Annotated in this window: 16 protein-coding genes; 10 read left to right on the top strand and 6 right to left on the bottom strand. The window is 70.6% G+C overall.

What is annotated here, in order from left to right; translation table 11 throughout:
- The first annotated feature begins 176 nt into the window (after window positions 1–176).
- Together Pph01_RS27510 and Pph01_RS27505 are read left to right on the top strand one after the other, a co-directional pair.
- On the top strand, window positions 177–803 hold the full coding sequence (locus Pph01_RS27510) for a sigma-70 family RNA polymerase sigma factor (protein ID WP_204076117.1): 627 nt from the start codon (window positions 177–179) through the stop codon (window positions 801–803).
- Window positions 800–1021 (top strand): hypothetical protein, encoded by a 222-nt coding sequence (locus tag Pph01_RS27505; RefSeq protein WP_204076069.1) that lies wholly within the window; start codon window positions 800–802, stop codon window positions 1019–1021. Before Pph01_RS27510 ends, Pph01_RS27505 begins: the two co-directional genes overlap by 4 nt.
- On the opposite strand, the gene Pph01_RS27500 is transcribed toward Pph01_RS27505, so the two are convergent.
- Both Pph01_RS27500 and Pph01_RS27495 read right to left on the bottom strand, forming a co-directional pair.
- Window positions 982–1359, bottom strand: coding sequence for a DUF5319 domain-containing protein (locus Pph01_RS27500; protein ID WP_204076068.1), 378 nt, complete (start codon window positions 1357–1359; stop codon window positions 982–984). The genes Pph01_RS27505 and Pph01_RS27500 overlap by 40 nt on opposite strands.
- Window positions 1360–1467: 108 nt before the next feature.
- Window positions 1468–2463, bottom strand: a complete 996-nt coding sequence (locus Pph01_RS27495; protein ID WP_204076067.1) for a helix-turn-helix transcriptional regulator — start codon at window positions 2461–2463, stop codon at window positions 1468–1470.
- 643 nt (window positions 2464–3106) lie between these two features.
- Between Pph01_RS27495 and guaB the strand changes: the two genes are divergently transcribed.
- Complete coding sequence (guaB, locus tag Pph01_RS27490) at window positions 3107–4591, top strand: IMP dehydrogenase (RefSeq protein ID WP_204076066.1); 1485 nt, start codon at window positions 3107–3109, stop codon at window positions 4589–4591.
- 90 nt (window positions 4592–4681) lie between these two features.
- On the top strand, window positions 4682–5800 hold the full coding sequence (locus tag Pph01_RS27485) for a GuaB3 family IMP dehydrogenase-related protein (RefSeq protein WP_204076065.1): 1119 nt from the start codon (window positions 4682–4684) through the stop codon (window positions 5798–5800).
- A gap of 86 nt (window positions 5801–5886) precedes the next feature.
- Here the strand turns inward: Pph01_RS27485 and nagA are convergent, their stop codons facing one another.
- On the bottom strand, window positions 5887–7023 hold the full coding sequence (gene nagA / locus Pph01_RS27480) for an N-acetylglucosamine-6-phosphate deacetylase (RefSeq protein ID WP_204076064.1): 1137 nt from the start codon (window positions 7021–7023) through the stop codon (window positions 5887–5889).
- A gap of 225 nt (window positions 7024–7248) precedes the next feature.
- Between nagA and Pph01_RS27475 the strand changes: the two genes are divergently transcribed.
- Window positions 7249–8991, top strand: coding sequence for a glycerol-3-phosphate dehydrogenase/oxidase (locus tag Pph01_RS27475; RefSeq protein WP_239117055.1), 1743 nt, complete (start codon window positions 7249–7251; stop codon window positions 8989–8991).
- A 7-nt stretch (window positions 8992–8998) separates the two neighbouring features.
- On the opposite strand, the gene Pph01_RS27470 is transcribed toward Pph01_RS27475, so the two are convergent.
- The gene (locus tag Pph01_RS27470) at window positions 8999–10972 is read right to left on the bottom strand and encodes a beta-propeller domain-containing protein (RefSeq protein WP_204076063.1); all 1974 of its coding nucleotides are present in this window, start codon (window positions 10970–10972) and stop codon (window positions 8999–9001) included.
- Between the two features lie 111 nt (window positions 10973–11083).
- On the opposite strand from Pph01_RS27470, the gene Pph01_RS27465 reads away from it, so the two are divergent.
- On the top strand, window positions 11084–12640 hold the full coding sequence (locus Pph01_RS27465) for a succinic semialdehyde dehydrogenase (RefSeq protein ID WP_204076062.1): 1557 nt from the start codon (window positions 11084–11086) through the stop codon (window positions 12638–12640).
- Window positions 12641–12647: 7 nt separating this feature from the next.
- Window positions 12648–14318 carry an FAD-dependent oxidoreductase gene (locus tag Pph01_RS27460; RefSeq protein WP_204076061.1) on the top strand — a complete coding sequence of 557 codons (1671 nt, stop codon included), beginning with the start codon at window positions 12648–12650 and terminating at the stop codon, window positions 14316–14318.
- On the opposite strand, the gene Pph01_RS27455 is transcribed toward Pph01_RS27460, so the two are convergent.
- Both Pph01_RS27455 and Pph01_RS27450 read right to left on the bottom strand, forming a co-directional pair.
- The gene (locus Pph01_RS27455; RefSeq protein ID WP_204076060.1) at window positions 14315–15082 is read right to left on the bottom strand and encodes an alpha/beta fold hydrolase; all 768 of its coding nucleotides are present in this window, start codon (window positions 15080–15082) and stop codon (window positions 14315–14317) included. The two genes, Pph01_RS27460 and Pph01_RS27455, sit on opposite strands and share 4 nt — an antisense overlap.
- A 108-nt stretch (window positions 15083–15190) precedes the next feature.
- The gene (locus tag Pph01_RS27450) at window positions 15191–15667 is read right to left on the bottom strand and encodes a GbsR/MarR family transcriptional regulator (protein WP_204076059.1); all 477 of its coding nucleotides are present in this window, start codon (window positions 15665–15667) and stop codon (window positions 15191–15193) included.
- 175 nt (window positions 15668–15842) lie between these two features.
- Here Pph01_RS27450 and guaA point away from each other — a divergent pair, with 175 nt between their 5' ends.
- The 3 genes from guaA to Pph01_RS27435 all read left to right on the top strand — a co-directional run bounded on the left by guaA (window position 15843) and on the right by Pph01_RS27435 (window position 20689).
- The gene (gene guaA, locus Pph01_RS27445; protein ID WP_204076058.1) at window positions 15843–17405 is read left to right on the top strand and encodes a glutamine-hydrolyzing GMP synthase; all 1563 of its coding nucleotides are present in this window, start codon (window positions 15843–15845) and stop codon (window positions 17403–17405) included.
- Window positions 17406–17527: 122 nt separating this feature from the next.
- A complete protein-coding gene (locus Pph01_RS27440; RefSeq protein ID WP_239117053.1) occupies window positions 17528–18733 on the top strand; it encodes an acyltransferase family protein in 1206 nt (401 codons plus the stop codon).
- Between the two features lie 132 nt (window positions 18734–18865).
- Window positions 18866–20689, top strand: coding sequence for a glycosyltransferase family 2 protein (locus Pph01_RS27435; protein WP_204076056.1), 1824 nt, complete (start codon window positions 18866–18868; stop codon window positions 20687–20689).
- Window positions 20690–20693: the final 4 nt, after the last annotated feature.

Raw genomic sequence — 20693 nt, 5'->3', positions numbered from 1 at the left:
CGGGAGCCGTACTTCTTTATAGAAGTCGGTCGACTGACAATTCCTGACGATTTGGCCATTTGGTTGGAATGTTCCAACGGTATTGTGTTCAGTCGATTACACCTGGTTATCGCCGCGTCAATGTGACCAATCCGTAGCCGTCAACCATGACGACATGCACGATCGTGGCGGGCATCATGCCTAACGTGACCGAGGGACGCGTCGCCGACGCCGCAACTGGGGTAAGGCTTGCGACGAGATCGGATGAGTCCGACCTCAGGGAACTGACCAGCCTTGCCGTACAAGGAGATCGCAGAGCGATCGAATCGCTTCTGGGGCATCTGCGCCCCATGGTGGTGCGTTATTGCCGAGCCCGGTTGGGCAGGGTCTCCGGTCATTACCACATCGCCGACGACGTCGCGCAGGAAGTGTGCATCGCCGTTCTTTCCGCGTTACCGCGTTATCGCGATATGGGCCGGCCGTTCGCGTCGTTCGTGTTCGGAATCGCCTCGCACAAGGTGGCCGACGCGCTGCGCAGTTCCGTCCGCTCCGCCGTGCCGACGCAGGACCTGCCGGACGGGCCGGACGAGGGGCCCGGGCCGGAGGAGACCGTCGTCCGCTACATCGAGGCGCAGCACGCCCGTGACCTGCTGTCACGCCTTCCGGACAACCAGCGTGAGCTCCTCATCCTTCGGGTGGTGTCGGGTCTTTCGGCCGAGGAGACCGGTAATGTACTCGGCATGTCACCAGGTGCCGTCCGGGTCGCCCAGCATCGCGCCCTCGCCAGGCTGAGGCAGCTGGCCGAGCTGGAGTCGATTGCGTGACCACGAAACGTCGTCGTCGTCCGGCACGCTTCCTCGGGTCGTACGGCGACGCCGACGTGGAGGCCGACGTACTGCGGACCGACGCGATCCTCGACGGGCTGGCCCGCCGTGAGCCGGTGGCCTCGGGCGCCGACGCCGCGATCCGGCTGCTGGGCGCGCTCGTGGCCGACGTGGAGAGTCAGCGGCTCTCCTCGGTGTCGATCACCCCGTCCACGTAGCCCCGGGCGTACTCCCAGCTGACGTAGTCGGACGGGTCGGGCTGGAAGGCCGGTTCGTGGACCTGGGGCCGGCCGTTGTCGATCATCTGGCGAAGGTTGCCGCGGAGCAGATCCCAGTCGAAGTAGTGCTGCTCGCCGCACTCGGGGCAGTCGAGGACGAGCCCCAGCACCCCCTGGGGCTCCAGTAGGGAACGGAAGACCTCCACGTCGCCGAGGTCGGTCAGCGCCTCATCCCGCTCGGCGACGCTGAGCGGCTCCGGGTCGTCGGGCTCGCCCAGCTCGGCGGCGGGGTCGTTCGGGTCATCCGCGAACGGGTCGCGGGGGACGTCTTCGAGCACGCATCCCACCTTATGACCAGGACCCACCATGGTGAGTGAAAGTGGACCCCATCTACTGATTGGGCTGTCATAACGGACCCAGCGTGTCAGATGCCCGCTCAGCAGTGGTCACAACCAGCCGCGACGCGCGGCCTCGACTCCCGCGTGGAACCGCGACTGCGCCCCCAGCTCGGCCATCGCCTCCGCGAATCTCGCCCGGACGGTCCGGACGGACAACCCCAGGTGGCGGGCGATGCCCTCGTCGCTGAGCCCCTGCGCGGCCAGCCTCAGCACGTGGGACGTGCCGTTGTCGTACGACGAGATCGGGACGGCCCTGGCCCACAACTCCTCGAAGAGCGTGCGGAGCGCGGACACCACGATCGGCGCCCGGACGAGGTAGCAGTTGTAGCCGTGCTCCGGCAGCGAGTCACCCCATTCGGCGGGCAGGCCGGCGGTGTGGTCGCCCAGGGCGAAGAACCAGCTCGGCACCCGGTCGAGGGTGCGGATGCGCGCTCCCGCCTCGGTCAGCCTTTCGCACACCTTCCGGACGCCGGGCGCCGCCATCACCGCGATGGGGATGACCGCCCGCGAGGACAGCAGGCCGTCCCTCATCGCCTGGGTCCAGGGGCCGGTGTACTTCTCGACCAGGTCGTTCATCGTCCGCCGGTCCGGGATCGCGGAGACCAGATCGGCCGGCGGCGCCTGCAGCGCCAGGCCGACGACGCTCTCGTAGAGTTCGTCCGCCCCGCTCACGAGGTCGACGGCGAACTGGCCGTCCTGGTAGTCGCGGCCGGCGTCGTAGTGGTGGGTGAGGGGGGCGACGGAGGCCAGGGCAGCGTCGATCTGACGGCTCTCCCGAGCGAGCCGGTCGAGCCTCTCGGCCACCAGTCGTCCGATGGCGGCGGCCGGATGACGGGCGAGGTACTCCCCCTGCTGCTCGTCGACCGTGCCCAGCCGTACGAGCCGGGTGAGCCGGTCGAGCACGTCGTCGGCGGGCTCGTCGACGGCCTGGGCGATCTCCGCGAGGGTGGCGCGATGGAGCTTCAGCACCACGGTGTAGAGGTCCCTGTGCTCCTGGGTGAGGCCGAGCGATTCGAGAGGGTCCGCGTTCCGCGTCGTGATCATCACCGCTCCGTTGGTCGTTCCGCTTCGCGCCGAAACCGCGATCACGCCGACGGCGGAACTCGCGGAAGTCCGATCCCTCGCGTCGCGAGAATAGCCTCGCCCTCCCGGGCCGCGCCGGGCGTTCGCATATTCGGAAGAGGGCCGGTTGAGGTTTTGTGCAAATGCACGTTCCAAAGCTTTCTTCGTTCGCAGTTTCGAATGGCCGACAAAATGCAACTTTGTGCAGTTGCATCGACCGACATTGCGCTTGGACGCTTCGTGACGCATCCTTGACTCAGCGTTAGCGAACGGTACGTCATTCGAGCGCGGAGGGGGGCTCGATGGCGTGGCCTGAGTGACGCACATGTGGGGGGACCGCACGCCGGTCCCCCCACCTTGTCTTCTCCGGAGCCGCCTCGGGGGCCGACTCCGGAGTCGCCCCCGAGGCCGGCCCCGTGCGGTGAGCCGATCCCGGTCCGGGCCGCGGGGGCTCCACCCCCCGCGGTCCGTCCGCCCACCTGCTCCGCCCTTCCGGCCCTCATCCCGGTCCAGGCCCGTCCGCGCCGCCGGGGCCCCGGAGGGAACCCCGGACCCGTGTCCGGGGGAGCCCACTAGACTGACCTCGGGGTCTGGCGAGGGGTGCGCCAGGCAGGAGGGTTGGAAGATGGCCAAGTTCACCGAACAGGGGCTCACGTTCGACGACGTGCTCCTCGTTCCCGCGTACTCGGATCTGCAGCCGGGAGAGGCCGACACGACCACGCGCCTGTCGCGGAACGTCGTGTTGCGCATTCCGCTGGTGTCCGCAGCCATGGACACCGTCACCGAGGCGCGGATGGCCGTCGCGATGGCCCGTCAGGGCGGCATCGGCATCCTCCACCGGAACCTCTCGATCGAGGAGCAGGCCGGTCAGGTCGACCTCGTCAAGCGTTCCGAGGCGGGCATGGTGACCAATCCCGTGACCTGCGCCCCCGACGACACCCTCGCCGACGTCGAGCGGCTGTGCGCCACCTATCGGATCTCCGGCGTGCCGGTGACCGATGCCGACGGCGTCCTCGTCGGCATCGTGACCAACCGCGACATGCGGTTCGAGACGGACCAGAACAAGGCCGTCCGCGAGGTCATGACCCGCATGCCACTCGTGACCGCCCCGGCGGGCGTCTCCCGTGACGAGGCCTTCCGGCTGCTCCGTGAGCACAAGGTCGAGAAGCTGCCGATCGTCGACGGGGCGGGCCGGCTGCAGGGTCTCATCACCGTCAAGGACTTCACCAAGAGCGAGCAGTACCCGCTGGCCACCAAGGACGCGCGAGGCCGGCTCATGGTCGGCGCGGCGGTGGGCGTCGCGGGCGACGCGGAGCAGCGGGCGATGGCCCTGGTCGAGGCGGGCGCCGACGTCATCGTCGTGGACACGGCCCACGGGCACTCGCACGGCGTGTGCGAGATGATCGCCAAGGTCAAGGCCAACAGCCGCGGAGTGGACGTGATCGGCGGCAACGTGGCCACCAGGTCCGGCGCCCAGGCGCTGGTCGACGCGGGCGCGGACGCGGTGAAGGTCGGCGTCGGCCCCGGCTCCATCTGCACCACCCGCGTGGTCGCGGGCGTGGGCGCGCCCCAGCTCACGGCGATCTACGAGGCGGCGCTGGCCTGTGGACCCGCGGGCATCCCGGTCATCGGGGACGGCGGCCTGCAGTACTCGGGGGACATCGCCAAGGCCCTCGCCGCGGGCGCCGACACCGTCATGCTGGGCTCGCTGCTCGCGGGATGCGAGGAGTCGCCCGGCGAGCTGATCTTCATCAACGGCAAGCAGTTCAAGTCCTACCGCGGCATGGGGTCGCTCGGCGCGGTGCGCAACCGCGAGCGCGGCGGCACCTCCTTCAGCAAGGACCGCTACGCCCAGGCCGACGTCTCCGGCGAGGACAAGTACATCCCCGAGGGCATCGAGGGCCAGGTGCCCTACCGCGGCCCGGTCGCCGCGGTCGCCCACCAGCTGGTCGGCGGTCTGCGCCAGGGCATGTGGTACACCGGCTCCCGCACGGTCGCCGAGATGCACGAGAAGGCGCAGCTCATGCCCATCACCGCGGCGGGCCTCAAGGAGAGCCACCCCCACGACATCCAGATGACGGTCGAGGCTCCCAACTACCACCGCCATTAGGGAGACACGCTTCCTAGGGAGCGACCGGCACGGTACGGCTTCCGCGCCCGGCGGTAGCCGTACGCACATGAATGGGAAAGAGCAGGCGAGATGACTCAGGTGGAGATCGGGCGCGGCAAGAACGGCCGTCGCGCGTACGCGCTGGACGAGATCGGCATCGTGCCCTCCCGGCGTACCCGTGACCCCGAGGAGGTCTCGATCTCCTGGCAGATCGACGCCTACCGGTTCGAGCTGCCGCTCGTGGTGAGCCCGATGGACAGCGTCGTCTCGCCCGCCACGGCGATCGAGATCGGCCGGCTGGGCGGTCTCGCCGCCCTCGACCTCGAAGGCCTGTGGACGCGGTACGAGGACCCCGCGTCGCTGCTGGAGGAGGTCGCCACCCTCGACGAGGAGGCCGCCACGCGGCGGCTCCAGGAGATCTACACGGCTCCGATTCAGGACGAGCTGATCGCCCGGCGCATCGGGGAGATCCGCGCGGCGGGCGTGACCACGGCGGTACGGCTGTCGCCGCAGCGCACGGTGCAGCACCACAAGGCCGTGATCGACGCCGGCGTCGACATCTTCGTCATCCGCGGCACCACGGTCTCGGCCGAGCACGTCTCGGGGCGGGCCGAGCCGCTGAATCTGAAGCAGTTCATCTACGAGCTCGACGTGCCCGTCATCGTCGGCGGCTGCGCCACCTACACGGCCGCGCTGCACTTGATGCGCACCGGCGCGGCCGGCGTGCTGGTCGGATTCGGCGGCGGCGCCTCGCACACCACCCGCAACGTGCTCGGCGTGGTCGTGCCGATGGCCACCGCGATCTCGGACGTGGCCGCGGCCCGCCGCGACTACATGGACGAGTCGGGCGGCCGTTACGTCCACGTCATCGCCGACGGAGGCATGGGCGGCTCGGGGGACATCGCCAAGGCGATCGCCTGCGGCGCCGACGCCGTCATGGTCGGGTCGCCTCTGGCACGGGCCGCCGAGGCCCCGGGCCGCGGCTTCCACTGGGGGTCGGAGGCGCACCACCCGGACCTGCCGCGCGGCAGGCGGGTCGAGTTCGGCACGATCGGGACGCTGGAGCAGATCCTGCACGGCCCGTCCTCGGTGGCCGACGGCTCGATGAACCTCATGGGCGCGCTGCGCCGCACGATGGCGACCGCGGGCTACTCCGACCTCAAGGAGTTCCAGCGCGTCGAGGTCGTCGTCGCCCCTCCGCAGCCCTGATCACCGGCAGCGGGTCCCGCGTGATCGGGTGATCACGCGGGACCGGGCGGTCACAAGGGATCGGATGGTCACGCGGGACCGGGTGGTCACGCGGGCTCCCGCACCCAGACGCCGCGCCTCATGACGCCGTCGAGGCGCAGATCCTCGTCGAGGACGACGAGGTCGGCGTACTTCCCGACGGAGATCGAGCCGATCTCGTCCTGGAGGCCGAGCACCCGGGCGGGGGTCAGCGAGGCCATCGCGGACGCCTCGACGAGAGAGGCCCCCATCTCGCGGACCGTGCGGCGGAAGGCCACGTCCATGGTCAGGGTGCTTCCGGCGATCGTGCCGTTCTCGGTCAGGCGTGCCACGCCGTCCTCGACGTCGACGGTCATCGGGCCGAGCGGGTAGCGGCCGTCGCCCATGCCGGCCGCGGCCATCGCGTCGGTGACCAGCGCCGTCCGGCCGGGTCCCGATTCGTGCGCGGCGAGGCGCAACATCGCCGGGTGGACGTGGACTCCGTCGTTGATGAGCTCCACAGTGACGCGATCGTCCTGGAGGAGGGCCGCGATCGGGCCGGGATCGCGGTGGCTCAGCGGCGGCATGGCGTTGTACAGGTGCGTGGCGACGCTGCCGCCCGCCTCGATCCCCGCGATCGTCTGCTCGTAGGTGGCGTCGCTGTGACCGAGCGCGGCGATCACGCCCTCGGCCGCGGCGTCCCTGATGACGTCGAGCGCGTTCGGCAACTCCGCCGCGATGGTCAGCATGCGGACGTGGCCGCGCCCGGCCCGCACCAGTTCGCGGAACTCCGCCCGGTCGGGCTCGCGCAGCAGCGCCGGGTCGTGCGCGCCGCAGCGGGCCTTCGAGATGTACGGCCCCTCGAAGTGGATGCCCGCGATGAGCCCCTGCTCGCAGAGGTCGGCCAGGGCGGACGCCGTGCGGGCCAGCGTGGCGGGCGCCGCGGTGACCAGGCTGGCCAGCGTGGTCGTGGTGCCGCGCCCGAGGTGGAAGGCGGCGGCCTGTGCCGCCTTGTCCACATCGCCGTCCGGGTAGGAGGCCCCGGCGCCGCCGTGGGTGTGGATGTCCACGAAGCCCGGGACGACCGTCCGGCCGCCCAGCGACCGGCCGTTGCCGGGCGCCTGGCCGCGGCCGACGTGCGTGATCTTGCCGTCCTCGATGGTCAGCCAGCCGTCGTGGACCCCTTCCGGCGTCACGAGGCGAACGTCAGAGACAGTGAGGCTCATGCGCCCATCTTTCCGCCCGAGGGCCGGGATCGCCGAATGGGGGAGGTCGAACGGCTCGTTTATAGCAAAAATCCGGACTCGGTCCCCTGCTTCACACCTGTTCCCTCCACGTCTACCGTGCAGATGAAGATCATTTGCTGGGGAGAGAGGGAAGTAGGATTTGCTGGTCAGGACCTACGGGTAGGAAATCGTCCGCACAGGCGAAAGCCGTACAGAGGGAGCCCTATGACCGCGCGGATGGGCACCGCGGCGCTCGGCCCCACAGAGCGTTCCGCCGCCCTTGACCGGATGGAATCGCAGGAACTCGACGTGGTCGTGATCGGCGGCGGTGTCGTCGGCGCCGGCGTCGCCCTCGACGCTGTGACGAGGGGACTGTCCGTCGGCCTCGTCGAGGCGCGGGACTTCGCCTCGGGGACCTCCTCACGCTCGTCCAAGCTGATCCACGGTGGGCTGCGCTACCTGGAGCAGCTCAACTTCGACCTGGTGCGTGAGGCGCTGCGGGAGCGGTCCCTGCTGCTCCAGCGGATCGCTCCGCACCTGGTCAGGCCCGTGCCCTTCCTCTTCCCCCTCACCCATCCGGGCTGGGAGCGGCCGTACGTCGGGGCCGGGCTCGCGCTCTACGACACGCTGGGCTTCTCCTTCGGCTTCAGCCGGGGCATGCCGGGCCACCGGCACCTGTCGCGGCGGCGGGCGCTGCGCATCGCCCCCGCCCTCAAACGGTCGGCCTTCACCGGCGCCGTGCAGTACTGGGACGCCGGGGTGGACGACGCCCGGTACGTGATGACCATGCTCAGGACGGCCGCGACGTACGGGGCCGATGTGGCGTCGCGCGTCCAGGCGGTCGGCTTCCTGCGCGAGGGTGAGCGCGTCACCGGCGTCCGCGTGCGCGACCTGGAGAGCGGGACCGAGTTCGACGTTCGGGCCCGTCAGGTCGTCAACGCGACGGGGGTCTGGACCGACGACGTCCAGGAACTCGTCGGCGGGCGCGGCCAGATCCACGTCAAGGCCTCCAAGGGCATCCACCTCTTGGTGCCGCGCGACCGCATCCACTCCCTGACCGGGATCATCATGCGCACCGAGAAGTCGGTGTTGTTCGTGATCCCCTGGGGCCGGCACTGGATCATCGGCACCACCGACACGGAGTGGACGCTAGACAAGGTCCATCCCGCCGCCTCCCGGACGGACATCGACTATCTGCTCGACCACGTCAACTCTGTCCTCGCGGTGCCGTTGACCAGGGACGACGTCGAAGGCGTCTACGCCGGGCTGCGGCCGCTGCTCGCGGGGGAGTCGGAGGAGACCTCCAAGCTCTCGCGGGAGCACGTGGTGGCCCACCCCGTCCCGGGCCTGGTCATGGTGGCCGGCGGCAAGTTCACGACGTACCGGGTGATGGCGGCCGACACGGTCGACGCCGTCGCGCACGGCCTCGACCGGCGCGTGCCGCCGTCCTGCACCGACCAGGTCCCGCTGGCGGGCGCGGAGGGCTACCGGGCGTTGTGGAACTCCCGCCACCGGCTCGCCCGCTCGTCCGGTCTGCACGTCGCGCGGATCGAGCACCTGCTCCAGCGCTACGGCTCCGTGATCGACGAGGTGCTGGAGCTGATCGAGCGGGATCCCTCGCTCGGCCGGCCGCTCTCGGGGGCCGACGACTACCTGCGTGCCGAGATCGTCCACGCGGCCACCCACGAGGGCGCCCGTCATCTCAACGACGCGCTGAGCCGGCGGACCCGCATCTCGATCGAGACCTTCCACCGCGGCTCCGCCGTTGCGCAGGAGGCCGCGGAGCTCATGGCCAAGCCGCTCGGCTGGGACACCGAGCAGGTCAAGCGGGAGGTGGAGTACTTCACCAAGAGGGTCGAGGCCGAGCGGGCCTCACAGGAGCAGGACACCGACCGGGAGGCCGACGCGATCCGTCTCGGTGCACCCGAGATCGTTCCGGTCGCCCTCCCGGAGGGTCACGGCGTCTGACGCAGGGTCACGCGAAGGGGATCCAGGCCCGGTCGGCGAGGCTCGTCGCGTCGCTGACCTTGAGGCCGCTGTCGGAGACCGTCCAGATGGTGTTCCCGATGACGACGCAGCGGCGGATGCCGTTGTCGACCGGTGCGAACGAGCCGTCCCCCTGGTTCTCGCTGGGGTGGTTGATCATGCCGATCTTGTCGATCCCGCCGTCGCCGACCTTGAGCACGAGGGCGGAGCTGCCCTGGACGAAGTCGCCGGCCCAACTCTGGAGGGGCAACATCGCCAGGCCCGACTGCGGCCAGTAGACGAAGGCGTGCGGGTCCCACTCGGCCTCAGAGGCGGACTTCTCCTGGAGGAACCTGGAGACGATCTTCGGGCTGGCCGGGTCGCTCACGTCGAACAGGGAGATCTGCGTGCCGAGCGTCTGGCCCGACTCGGTGGCCTCCTGGCCGATGCCGAGCAGACGCCCCTCCCCGCCGGGGTGCAGGTAGGAGGAGTAGCCGGAGATCTTCAGCTCGCCGGTGACCTTGGGATCGGCAGGATCACGCAGGTCCAGGGCGTAGAGCGGGTCGGTCTGCTTGAACGTGACCACATAGCCGACGTCGCCGATGAAGCGCACGGAGTAGATGCGCTCGCCCTTGCCGAGCCCCGTCACCGAGCCCACGGAGGACAGGCTGGTCGCGTCGAGGACGTAGACGCCGCTCTCGCTCGTCTCGCGGGTCCCGCCGAACGTCTCCGAGTTGGACGTCGTGGCCACCCGGAGGTTGCCCTTGCTCTCCGACAGGGAGTACTGGTTGAGCAGCCGTCCGGGCACCGAGCCCGAGTCGACGTAGCGGGGGGAGCCCGCGCCGGTGATGTCGAACCGGTGCACCTCGGTGCGCTCGGGAGGCGTCGTCGGCGTGGGAGCCGGCTTTCGCGGCCTGTCCGACACCCGGGGAGTCGGCATCGGCATGTCATCGATGATCATCGGCCGCGCCCACCAGCGGGGGTTGCTGGTGACGTAGAGGCTGGTCGCCGTGCCGTACACGGTGTCGCCGTCGGCGGCCACACTGATCGGCGAGTCGGGGGAGAAGGTCTGGTCGGCGGCCAGGTCGATCGTGTGGACGGTCAGCATCGAGGTCCCGGTGTACTCGGCCGGGTGGCTGATCTGCTCGCACTTCACCGCGTCGGTGCGGGTGACCCCGTCGGCCACGATCTGGAACGACGGCAACCAGGCGTTGACCGGTGCGGCCAGCACGGCCCTGCGGTTGCGCTCGAGCAACCTGGACTCGGACATGTCGGGCTTGGGCGGAGGGAGCGTGATGTTCGGCTGGGACCGGACGACGAGCCGCACGGTCGAGCCGACCTGCCGGGCGTCGACGTGCGTGCCGTCGGCGGTCATCGTGGCCAGCACCTTCGGCGCGCCGGACAGGTCGACGAGCATGTACGTGGATCCCGACGACCCCGGCCGCACCTTGGCCATCGCGCCCAGCGGGATCATCCCGCCCATGCCCTCGAACAGCACCAGCGCGCGATTTCCGGAGATCAGCAGGTCGGCCCGCGCCCAGGCCTGTTCCTTGGGGACGAGACGCAGGGTGCCGGTCACCCGGCGGCTCTCGATGTCGACGACGCGGAGCACGCCCTGGCTGACCGTGATGATCCGCTGCCCGTCGGTCTTGACCAGGTCGGGCTCGTCGACTCCGGCCTCGTGGACGTTGGTCGTCGAGTAGGACTGGTCCGGGGCGGCTCCCTTGGCGGTGGCCGTCGCCGCGAGGGACGCGTCCTCCGACGCGGCGTACATCGCGGGGCCGACGCCCCAGGGGCTCACGTTCTCGGCGGTCCTGCGCCGGATGTCGTTCAGCATGTCGTCGCAGCTCGTGTACGAGACGAGGGAGACCTTGTCGGTCAGGTCGACCCGCGGCGGTGCCTGAGCCGCGCGCCCCTCCGTGCACGCCGTGGCGAGAAGCCCGGCCAGGGCGATGGCGCCCGCCGTGCGAATCGATGTCCTCATGCCCCTAGGACGTATCGTGGCGGGCTTCGGTTCGAGCGCTCCCTTGGGGGCGCCTGAAGGTGGCTTTACCAATCAGTAGCTTTAGGGAGGTCTCCGGAATATTCTTCCGCCATGGCCGCCACGATTCGGACGCTCGACAGCGCCATGGTCGATCGAGTCCTCGCGCACGTCACCTCTGAGGGCGAGACCCGGCAGATCGCCGTCCCGTTCACCGGTGAGCCCCTCGCCGACGTCCCGATCTCCTCGGCCGGCGACGTCAAGGCCGCGTACGCCAAGGCCGGGGCCGCGCAGGAGGCATGGGCCGCGCTGCCCGTCCGCGAGCGGATCAGGCCGTTCCTGCGGCTGCACGACGCGATGATCGACCGCAGGGACGAGATCCTCGACATCGTCCAGACGGAGACGGGCAAGGCGAGGCGGCACGCGTTCGAGGAGGTCCTCGACGTGGCCGGCTGCAGCCTCTACTTCGCCAGGCGCGCGCCCGGGCTGCTGGAGCCGCATGGCCGCCGGGGCATCTTCCCGCTGGCCACCCGGGTGACCGAGCTCCGCCACCCCAAGGGCGTCGTCGCCGTGATCAGCCCGTGGAACTATCCCCTGTCGCTCGGGGTGACCGACGTGGTCCCCGCGCTGATCGCGGGCAACGCCGTCGTCCACAAGCCCGACACGCAGACCGCCCTGTCCACCCTCTGGACGATCGACCTGCTGGCCGAGCTTGGCATGCCGCGCGACATCTGGCAGGTCGTGCTGGGCGACCCCGAGGACGTGGGCGAGCCGCTGATCGACGGCGCCGACTACGTGGCGTTCACCGGATCGACCAGGGGCGGCAGGAAGATCGCCGTCGAGGCCGCCGCCCGGCTCGTCGGCTGCTCGCTGGAGCTGGGCGGCAAGAACCCGATGATCGTGCTCGACGACGCCGACCTCGACCTGGCCGCGCAGGGCGCCATCCGGGCGTGCTTCACCAACGCCGGCCAGCTGTGCATCTCCATCGAACGGCTTTACGTGCAGGAATCGGTCGCCGACGCGTTCCGGGACAAGTTCGTCCGCGCGGTGGAGAACATGAAGATCGCCGCCGGGTCCGAGTGGGACACGCAGATGGGGTCCCTGACCCATCGGCGGCAGCTCGACGCGGTGACCGAGCACGTGGCCGACGCCGTCGCCAAGGGCGCGAAGGTGCTGACCGGAGGCCGCGCGCGGCCGGACCTCGGGCCGCTGTTCTACGAGCCGACGGTCGTCGAGGGCGTCACCGAGGACATGGATCTGTGCCGTGACGAGACCTTCGGCCCCGTCGTGGCCCTCTACCGGTTCTCGGACGAGGACGAGGCCGTCGCCCTCGCGAACGACACGCCCTACGGGCTGAACGCCTCGCTCTGGACGCGCGACCTCGGGCGGGCCAGGCGGCTCGCCGCCCGCGTCAAGGCGGGCACGGTCAACGTCAACGAGGGGTACGGCTCGGCCTACGCGTCCTACGACGCCCCGATGGGCGGCATGAAGGCCTCCGGACTCGGCCGCCGCCACGGATCCGAGGGCCTGCTCAAGTACACCGAGGTCCAGACCGTCGCCAGCCAGGCGTCGTGGCTCGGCTTCGAGCCGATGCTCGGCATGTCGTACGACACCTACGCCGACACCCTTGCCGGCATCCTCAAGACGATGAAGCGGCTCCACCTCAAATAGGACTGCCATGGACTACGACGTCGTCGTCATCGGGTCGGGTTTCGGCGGGAGCGTGACGGCCCTCCGCCTGACGGAGAAGGGTTACTCGGTCGGCGTCCTTGAGGCCGGCAGGCGGTTCGAGGACGGCACGCTGCCCAAGACGTCCTGGCGGGCCAGGGACTTCCTGTGGGCCCCGCGGCTCGGGCTGAAGGGGATCCAGCGGATCCACGTGCTGCGCGGCGGAAGCGGCGTCATGGTCCTCGCCGGCGCGGGGGTGGGCGGCGGCTCGCTGGTGTACGCGAACACGCTCTACGAGCCGCTCGACCCCTTCTTCGACGACCCCCAGTGGAGTCGCATCACGGACTGGAAGAGTGAGCTCGCTCCTTACTACGACCAGGCCAAACGGATGCTGGGGGTGGCGCGGAACCCGACGGTGACGCCCGCCGACGAGGTCATGCGGAAGGTGGCCGAGCGGATGGGCGTCGGCGACACCTTCCACCTCGCCCCCGTGGGGGTGTTCTTCGGCGCCCCCGGCGTCGAGGTCGACGATCCGTACTTCGGCGGCGTCGGACCGCGCAGGCGGGGCTGCCTGGAGTGCGGCGAATGCATGACGGGCTGCCGCCACGGCGCGAAGAACACGCTGGTCAAGAATTACCTCCACCTGGCGGAGAACGCGGGGGCGACGGTCCATCCCGAGACGACCGTCACCAGCGTGCGGCCGATCGACGGCGGGTACGAGGTCACGGCCCGCAGGACCGGCTCCCTGCGCGGCACCCGCGCCTTCACCGCGCGGCAGGTCGTCTTCGCCGCCGGCACGTACGGCACGCAGCGGCTGCTGCACACCCTGAGGGCGACGACCCTGTCCGGGCTATCGCCGCGGCTCGGCGTCCTGACCCGGACGAACTCCGAGGCGCTGCTCGGCTTCGAGCGGCTCAAGGTCACGGGGGACAAGCTCAACCGCGGGGTGGCGATCACCTCGTCGATCCACCCCGACGCCGAGACGCACATCGAACCCGTCAGGTACGGCGACGGCTCCAACGCGATGGGCATGCTCCGCACGCTGCTCGTGGACGGCGGGGGCAGGGCGCCCCGCTGGCTGAAGTTCCTCGGCGCGGCCCTGCGCCGGCCGCACCTGGTGCCCCGGCTGTTCAACCACCGGAGGTGGTCGGAACGGGCCGTCATCGCCCTCGTCATGCAGGCCAAGAATAACTCGGTCACGGTCTCCCTCCGGGGACGGCGGCTGAGGGCCGACCCCGGCCACGGCGAGCCCAATCCCACCTGGATCCCCGCGGGGCACCGGGCCGCGCGGCTGGCCGCGGAGGAGATCGGCGGCATGCCGGGCGGGTCCTGGCTCGACCTGTTCGACATCCCGGCCACGGCGCACTTCCTCGGCGGCTGCGCGATCGGCGACTCCCCGGAGAGCGGTGTGATCGACGCCTACCACCGGGTCTACGGGTACGAGGGGCTGCACATCGTCGACGGGTCGGCGATCTCCGCCAACCTGGGGGTCAATCCCTCGCTCACCATCACCGCGCAGGCGGAACGGGCCATGGCCCTGTGGCCGAACAAGGGCGAGGCCGATCCCCGCCCGGCGGTGGGATCGGCCTACGCGAGGGTCTCGCCGGTCGTGCCGCTCCACCCGGTGGTGCCGGCGTCGGCTCCGGGAGCGCTCCGCCTGCCGATCGTGGGGATCACCTAGGCCCGGGCGACGACGTCCTCGATCGCGGCGACGACGGTGCCGGGGTCCTTGCTCAGGATCTGCACGTGGTTGCTCGGCGTCGTCGCGAACACCGACACGCGCTCGTTCAGCGACTCGGCCTTGGCGGCGGCGGCCCGCAGCGTCCGCATGTCCTCGTCCGAGGCGCCCGAGTGCGGACCGGTGGCGACGACGTACACGGCCGGGCATTGCAGTGCCTCGAAGTCGGGGCCGAGCTCGCCGTTCACGGTGTCCAGCTCGATGACCATCTCGGCCGACTCGGCGGGCGTCATCCGGGCGGAAAGGCCGAGGGCCGCCATGATGCGCATGATCCAGCCGAGCCGGCGGAACTGCTTGCGCGCCGCATCCTTGCCGGCCTCGTCGAACATCGAGATCGGGTAGGCGCCGTCGACGAGGACGAGCCCGGCGACCTGGTCGGGATGCTCGGCGGCGTACCGCACCGCGAGCGTCGCGCCGTGGGACCACCCCACCAGGACCGGCCGCTCGATCCCGGTCGCCTCGATCACGCGGCCGATGTCGTCGACGGCGCCCCGGGCGGAGTAGTCGGCCGACCTGCCCGACTTCCCGCGCGCCCGCGCGTCGAATGTGACGGTGCGGTGCCTCCCGGCGAGGCGCTGGAGGACGTGGTTCCAGTGCCGCTGCGTCGCGAAGCCGCCGTTGAGGAAGAGGAGCGGGCGTCCCTCTCCGGGGGTGTCGACAGCGTGGAGACGGGTGTCCGCGGCGGTGATCGTGAGCTGACGAGACATGGGGGGCCAGCCTTTCGTGTGGGCCTGCGCGTCTTCGGAGTCTTCGGGACCGTGGTTCTTACGGGGACCTGTGTTTCTTGCGGTGTTATGTGCCGGTCCGTGGGGTGATCAGGGCCGGCGCCTGAGGGTGTCGCGCTGGACGTGCCATTCGGACAGCAGGGCGGGCATCCGCTCGGCGAGGAAGTCGTAGAACGCGGCGCCCTCCTCGAGCATCGAGCGCCGTTCGGAGGGGCCGTCCTCGAGTAGCTCGAGCGCCTCGCGCGCGAGCGCGGCCTGCTCCTGGTACGTCGCGCTCGCGAAGCCCGTGGGGTCGAGCGCCCGGGGGTCGAGGGTGACGTGGTCCACGCGCTGCCCGGCTGAGCGGGAGCGGCGCACGACGCGATGGCCGGCCAGGAGGGTGACCGCCCCCGTGATCGCGCTGCGGCTCGCGAGCAGCGCCTCGCTGAGCTCCGCGATGGTCTGCTGAGGGGGCCGGCAGATGAGCAGATAGCCCAGCACGCGGCCGGCCACGGGGGGGAACCCGTACTCCCGTGCGTAGAAGTGGGCCATCCGGTCGGTGAAGGTGAGCTCGTCTGGCGTGGTCATGCCACGATGGTAACTGACATGACGCAAATAACACAAATAAGTGTCATTTGGATTTTTACCTGGCCGCATCGGAGCCGGTCACGGGGCCGGACCGTGTGGGGGTCGCGGGCCCGGACCGTGTGGGGGGGTGGGTGCCGGAACCGCGCCGATAGACTGACGACACCGCTCGTTTCCTTTGGGGGTCCTTCCGGTGTCTGAGTTCGACACGGTCCTGGTGGTCGACTTCGGCGCGCAGTACGCGCAGCTGATCGCCCGCCGGGTGCGTGAATGCCACGTCTACTCCGAGATCGTCCCGTCGACGATGCCGGTGGCGGAGATGCTGGCCAGGAAGCCCAAGGCGATCATCCTGTCGGGCGGTCCCTCGTCCGTGTACGCCGAGGGCGCCCCGCCCGTCCCCGAAGGGCTGTTCGCGACGGGCGTGCCGACCTTCGGCATCTGCTACGGCTTCCAGGCGATGGCGCAGGCGCTGGGCGGGACCGTCAACAGGACGGGAGTCGCGGAGTTCGGCGGCACCTCGTTGCAGGTGCTGGGCGACGGCGTGCTGTTCGCGGGTCTGCCGTCCACGCAGTCGGTCTGGATGTCCCACGGCGACTCCGTGTCGGGGGCGCCCGCCGGGTTCATCGTCACCGCGTCCACCGAGGCCACGCCGGTCGCCGCGATCGAAAACCCCGAGCAGGGACTGTACGGCGTGCAGTTCCACCCCGAGGTCCTCCACACCGCCCACGGCCAGACGGTGCTCAAGCACTTCCTCAAGGCGGCCGGGTGCCGTCCGTCGTGGACCATGCTCAACATCGTCGAGGACGCGGTCACGGCGGTGCGCGAGCAGGTCGGCGACGGCAGGGCGATCTGCGCGCTGTCGGGCGGCGTGGACTCCGCCGTGGCGGCCGCCATCGTCCAGCGCGCCATCGGCGACCGTCTCACCTGTGTCTTCGTCGACCACGGCCTGCTCCGCAAGGGCGAGGCCGAGCAGGTCGAGCGTGACTTCGTCGCCGCGACCGGGGTGAAGCTCCGGGTGGTGGACGCCGCCGAGCGGTTCCTCAAGGCCCTGTCCGGGGTGGTCGACCCCGAGGAGAAGCGGAAGATCATCGGCCGGGAGTTCATCCGCGTCTTCGAGGACGAGCAGCGGGCGATCCTGGCGGACGGCCCGGCGGACTTCCTGGTCCAGGGCACGCTGTACCCCGACGTGGTCGAGTCCGGCGGCGGCACCGGCACCGCGAACATCAAGTCTCACCACAACGTGGGCGGCCTGCCCGACGACCTGCGGTTCCAGCTGGTCGAGCCGTTGCGGACGTTGTTCAAGGACGAGGTCCGGCGGGCCGGCGAAGAGCTGGGCCTTCCCGTGGCGATGGTCTGGCGGCAGCCGTTCCCGGGACCGGGGCTCGGCATCCGGATCATCGGCGAGGTGACCGCGGAGCGGCTCGACATCCTCCGCGAGGCCGACGCCATCGCGCGCGAGGAGTTGTCCCGGGCGGGGCTCGACCGTGACATCTGGCAGTGCCCGGTTGTCCTGCTGGCCGACGTCCGCTCGGTCGGCGTCCAGGGCGACGGTCGCACGTACGGGCACCCCGTCGTCCTGCGGCCCGTCACCTCGGAGGACGCGATGACGGCCGACTGGGCCCGCGTCCCCTACGACGTGTTGTCCCGCATCTCGACCCGGATCACGAACGAGGTACGTGAGGTCAACCGAGTGGTCGTCGACGTCACCAGCAAGCCCCCGGGCACCATCGAGTGGGAGTAACCCCCCCTTCCCGCGCGTGATCATGGAAGGGGACGGGGGCGGAAATGTATGATCATGACAGCGGGGAGTGAAAAAGGCGTACATAAGGGTGTGGCTCAGGCGTCAGCGGTAAGTTGAGGCTGGTGATTGCCACACAGGTCGCCGTCGCACCCTCACGCACGCAGGTCACCCGGCTCGCCTGGCTGGACGCGTTACGCGGAATCGGGGCGATGGCCGTGGTGGCCGAGCACATGCTCCCGTGGCTCATGCCCGCGCTGCGACCGTACTGGTTCAACCTCGGCATGTACGGCGTTCTGGTGTTCTTCCTGGTCAGCGGGTACATCATCCCGGCGTCCCTGGAGCACAGGGGAGACGTCAGAGCCTTCTGGATCAGCCGGATCTTCCGCCTCTACCCTCTGTACCTGCTGGTCATCGGGCTTGTGCTCGTGATGGCGATCTGGGTGCCGGTGCGCATGGAGGTCCCGCGCCATCCGTCGTCCGTGGCGGCCCACCTGTCGATGTTGCTCGACGTCGTCCACATGGGCGGGGTCGCCGATCCGATGTGGACCCTGTCGTACGAGATGGTGTTCTACCTGATCGTCACCGCGCTCTTCGTGGGGGGTGCGCACCGGCGCAGCGGCCTGCTGGCCATCGCGTTCGGCGTCGTGGCGGTCGCGTCGGGCCTGGTGTTGTCGGCGCCGCTGCTGCCGGGCGAGTGGCCGGCCATCGTGACCTGTGTGATCTTCGTCGCCGGGCTCGCCTGCCTGATCTCGGGCCGTTTCCGGATGGTCGCCGCCTACTCCCTCGGCCTGATGGCCCTGGTGCTGCTCGTGTTCGCCAGCTTCGTGCCCTGGTTCGGCGCGGCCATCCTCGCGGTGATGTTCACCGGGACGGCCATCCAGCGCTGGGAGGCGGGCACGGGCGGGCTGACCCCGGTCGTGGTGTCGGCCGCCCTGGTGGCCGTTTCTCCCGTGTGGTCGATCCAGGCGGGCTGGTGGTGGGTGCAGCCGGACGTGTGGATCACGACGATGGCGCTCGCGGGCGGCACGTTCGCCCTCGCGATGGCGCTGCGCGGCCGCCCGATCCCCGGCGTGCTCACGTGGATCGGCCTGATCAGCTACTCGATCTACCTGCTCCACCATCCCCTGTTGCGGGGGCTGAACTCCCTGCTGGGCGACCTCCGAGGCCTGCCCGCCGCGCTCCAGTCGGCGGTCAGCCTGGGATATCTGGTCGTGCTCCTCACCTTGAGCTGGCTGACGTACCGCTTCGTCGAGGCCCCGGCGCAGCGGCTCGGCAAGCGGATCAGCCGTTCGCTGAGGTCACCCCAGACCGGGTCCTCCGAGGGGTGACCACACGGGGAGCGGGCCCGTAAACGTTCGGCCAAGCACCACGGCAGGCGTCCGCGCGTTTCGCGATGCTGTCCCGGGTCGCCGTCCTGAGACCGGCGACCGGGGCCAACGCGATTCGAGGAGGAGGTCCGGTTGATCCGTTCCACCCCCCGATCGCCGCGAACATGGGGAACGAGCGTCGGATTCGGCCACTGCCCGGAGTCGTTCGGCCGGGTCGACGGCTTCAGCGGTCCTTGGCATGACCTCGACGCGGAGGGCGCGCCGCGAGAGCCGTTCGACTGCGTGGTCGTCGCCGTCCGGACGTTGCGGGACCTGCGCGTGCTCGTCCCGATGCGCGGGCTCCTTCCGAGCGCCGGACGGATCCGTGTCGTGCTGGCGGAGACGTCCCTGTGGGCGCCGCCGCCGACGCCCGTCCCCGGCCAATCGGACGCCTGGGCGCGGCTCGCCGACCTGCGGGTCACCCGTACGGCCACCGGCTGGCACCTCGACGCGTCGTTCACCGAACCCGTCGCGGCGGGCGAGGTGGTCGCGTCGGTGGCGCGGGGCCTTCTCGGGACGGGCCGCCAGCCGGGCCAGCCGGTGATCGGCCTCGCAGGGGAGTACGCCGGTGAGTGGCGGCCCGGCGACGCCGACGCGGCCCCCGCCGACCGCGCGCTCCGGACGCCGGAGCGCCGGGACGCCCCCGGCTGCGACCTGCTGCTCCGCCTCGACGGCGAACGCGCCGACGTGCGTGCGGGCGGTCCCCACCTGAACCTGGGGCGTGATCGCGTCGATCCCGGCGCGCTGCCGCCCGTCGACGAGGCCGTGGTCAACCCCATCGGCTTCAGACGGCACCCCACGGGTTCTGTCGCGACGCTCGGCTCCGGCCCCGCCGTGATCTGCGGATCGGACGTGCTCGTACGGCTGGGGCCACGCGGAGAGCTGACGGACGTCGAGGTGGCGCGCCTCAGGGACGTCAGGGGCGTGGTGATCCCGCCTGCCGGAGAGGGAGGGCCCGCCACGGCCAGGGCGGCCGCCAGGATCGTCGCCGGACTGGCCGCCGCCGGGGTCCCGGTGATCGCCAGGCCCGACGCGGAACGCGACGCCGCCCTCGGACCCGAGCTGGCCCAAGCCGTCGCGGCGGTGTGCGAGGAGGATCTGGCGACCGACCAGCGGCGGGAGGAGATCGCGATCCGGCTGCGCAGGATCGCACTGCGCGTCCACGGCGCCGTCCCCCGTTGGCGTGCCGTGGCCTCGTCCGCCGGCCTGCCCGTGCCTCCCGAGCCGCTGGTGTCGGTCCTGCTGTGCACGCGCAGGCCGGAGATGATCCCCTTCGCGATCGAGCAGATGGAAGGCCAGCGCGGCGTACGGCTGGAGCTCGTCGTGGGACTCCACGGACTGCCGGTCGCCGCGGTGCCCGCCACGGACCTCCCGGTCACGGTGGTCGAGGCCCCCGGCGGGCTGCCCTTCGGCTCGGTCCTCAACCGGATGGCCGCCGTGGCCTCGGGGACGTTCCTCGCCAAGGTCGACGACGACGACTGGTATGGGCCCGACCACCTCGCCGACCTCCTGCTGGCCCAGCGCTACTCCGGTGCGGACCTGGTCGGCTCCGCCCCGGAGTTCGTCTACCTGGAGCCCCTCGACGTGACGATCAGGAGACGCGTCGGCACGGAGCGGTTCGCCCCTTTCGTGGCCGGGGGAACCATGGTGATCACCCGGGCGATGTTCGACGCGGTCGGCGGGTTCCGGCCCATCCCGCGCACGGTCGACGGGCAACTGCTCGACGCCGTGCGGGCCGCAGGGGGACGGATCTACCGCTCCCACGGCTTCAACTACCTGCTGCGCCGCCGGAACGCGCGCGAGCACACGTGGCAGCCGCCCGTGCAGTCGTTCCTCACGTCCTACGAGGAGCAGTGGCGCGGCCTGGTCTTCAACGCCCTGATGGAGCGCACCCCCGCGTACGGCAGGCGGGGGTGACGCG

It is taken from the genome of Planotetraspora phitsanulokensis, assembly GCF_016863295.1.
Taxonomy (GTDB): domain Bacteria; phylum Actinomycetota; class Actinomycetes; order Streptosporangiales; family Streptosporangiaceae; genus Planotetraspora; species Planotetraspora phitsanulokensis.
This window is presented reverse-complemented; position numbering and strand designations above follow the sequence as displayed.

Bases quoted from the DNA above. Each gene is read 5' to 3' on its own strand.
- Pph01_RS27455 (WP_204076060.1), bottom strand. From the start codon at position 15,082: ATGTCTCGTCAGCTCACGATCACCGCCGCGGACACCCGTCTCCACGCT.
- Pph01_RS27460 (WP_204076061.1), top strand. From the start codon at position 12,648: ATGGACTACGACGTCGTCGTCATCGGGTCGGGTTTCGGCGGGAGCGTG.
- Pph01_RS27450 (WP_204076059.1), bottom strand. From the start codon at position 15,667: ATGACCACGCCAGACGAGCTCACCTTCACCGACCGGATGGCCCACTTC.
- Pph01_RS27485 (WP_204076065.1), top strand. From the start codon at position 4,682: ATGACTCAGGTGGAGATCGGGCGCGGCAAGAACGGCCGTCGCGCGTAC.
- Pph01_RS27470 (WP_204076063.1), bottom strand. From the start codon at position 10,972: ATGAGGACATCGATTCGCACGGCGGGCGCCATCGCCCTGGCCGGGCTT.
- Pph01_RS27475 (WP_239117055.1), top strand. From the start codon at position 7,249: ATGACCGCGCGGATGGGCACCGCGGCGCTCGGCCCCACAGAGCGTTCC.
- Pph01_RS27495 (WP_204076067.1), bottom strand. From the start codon at position 2,463: ATGATCACGACGCGGAACGCGGACCCTCTCGAATCGCTCGGCCTCACC.
- guaB (WP_204076066.1), top strand. From the start codon at position 3,107: ATGGCCAAGTTCACCGAACAGGGGCTCACGTTCGACGACGTGCTCCTC.
- Pph01_RS27465 (WP_204076062.1), top strand. From the start codon at position 11,084: ATGGCCGCCACGATTCGGACGCTCGACAGCGCCATGGTCGATCGAGTC.
- Pph01_RS27510 (WP_204076117.1), top strand. From the start codon at position 177: ATGCCTAACGTGACCGAGGGACGCGTCGCCGACGCCGCAACTGGGGTA.
- nagA (WP_204076064.1), bottom strand. From the start codon at position 7,023: ATGAGCCTCACTGTCTCTGACGTTCGCCTCGTGACGCCGGAAGGGGTC.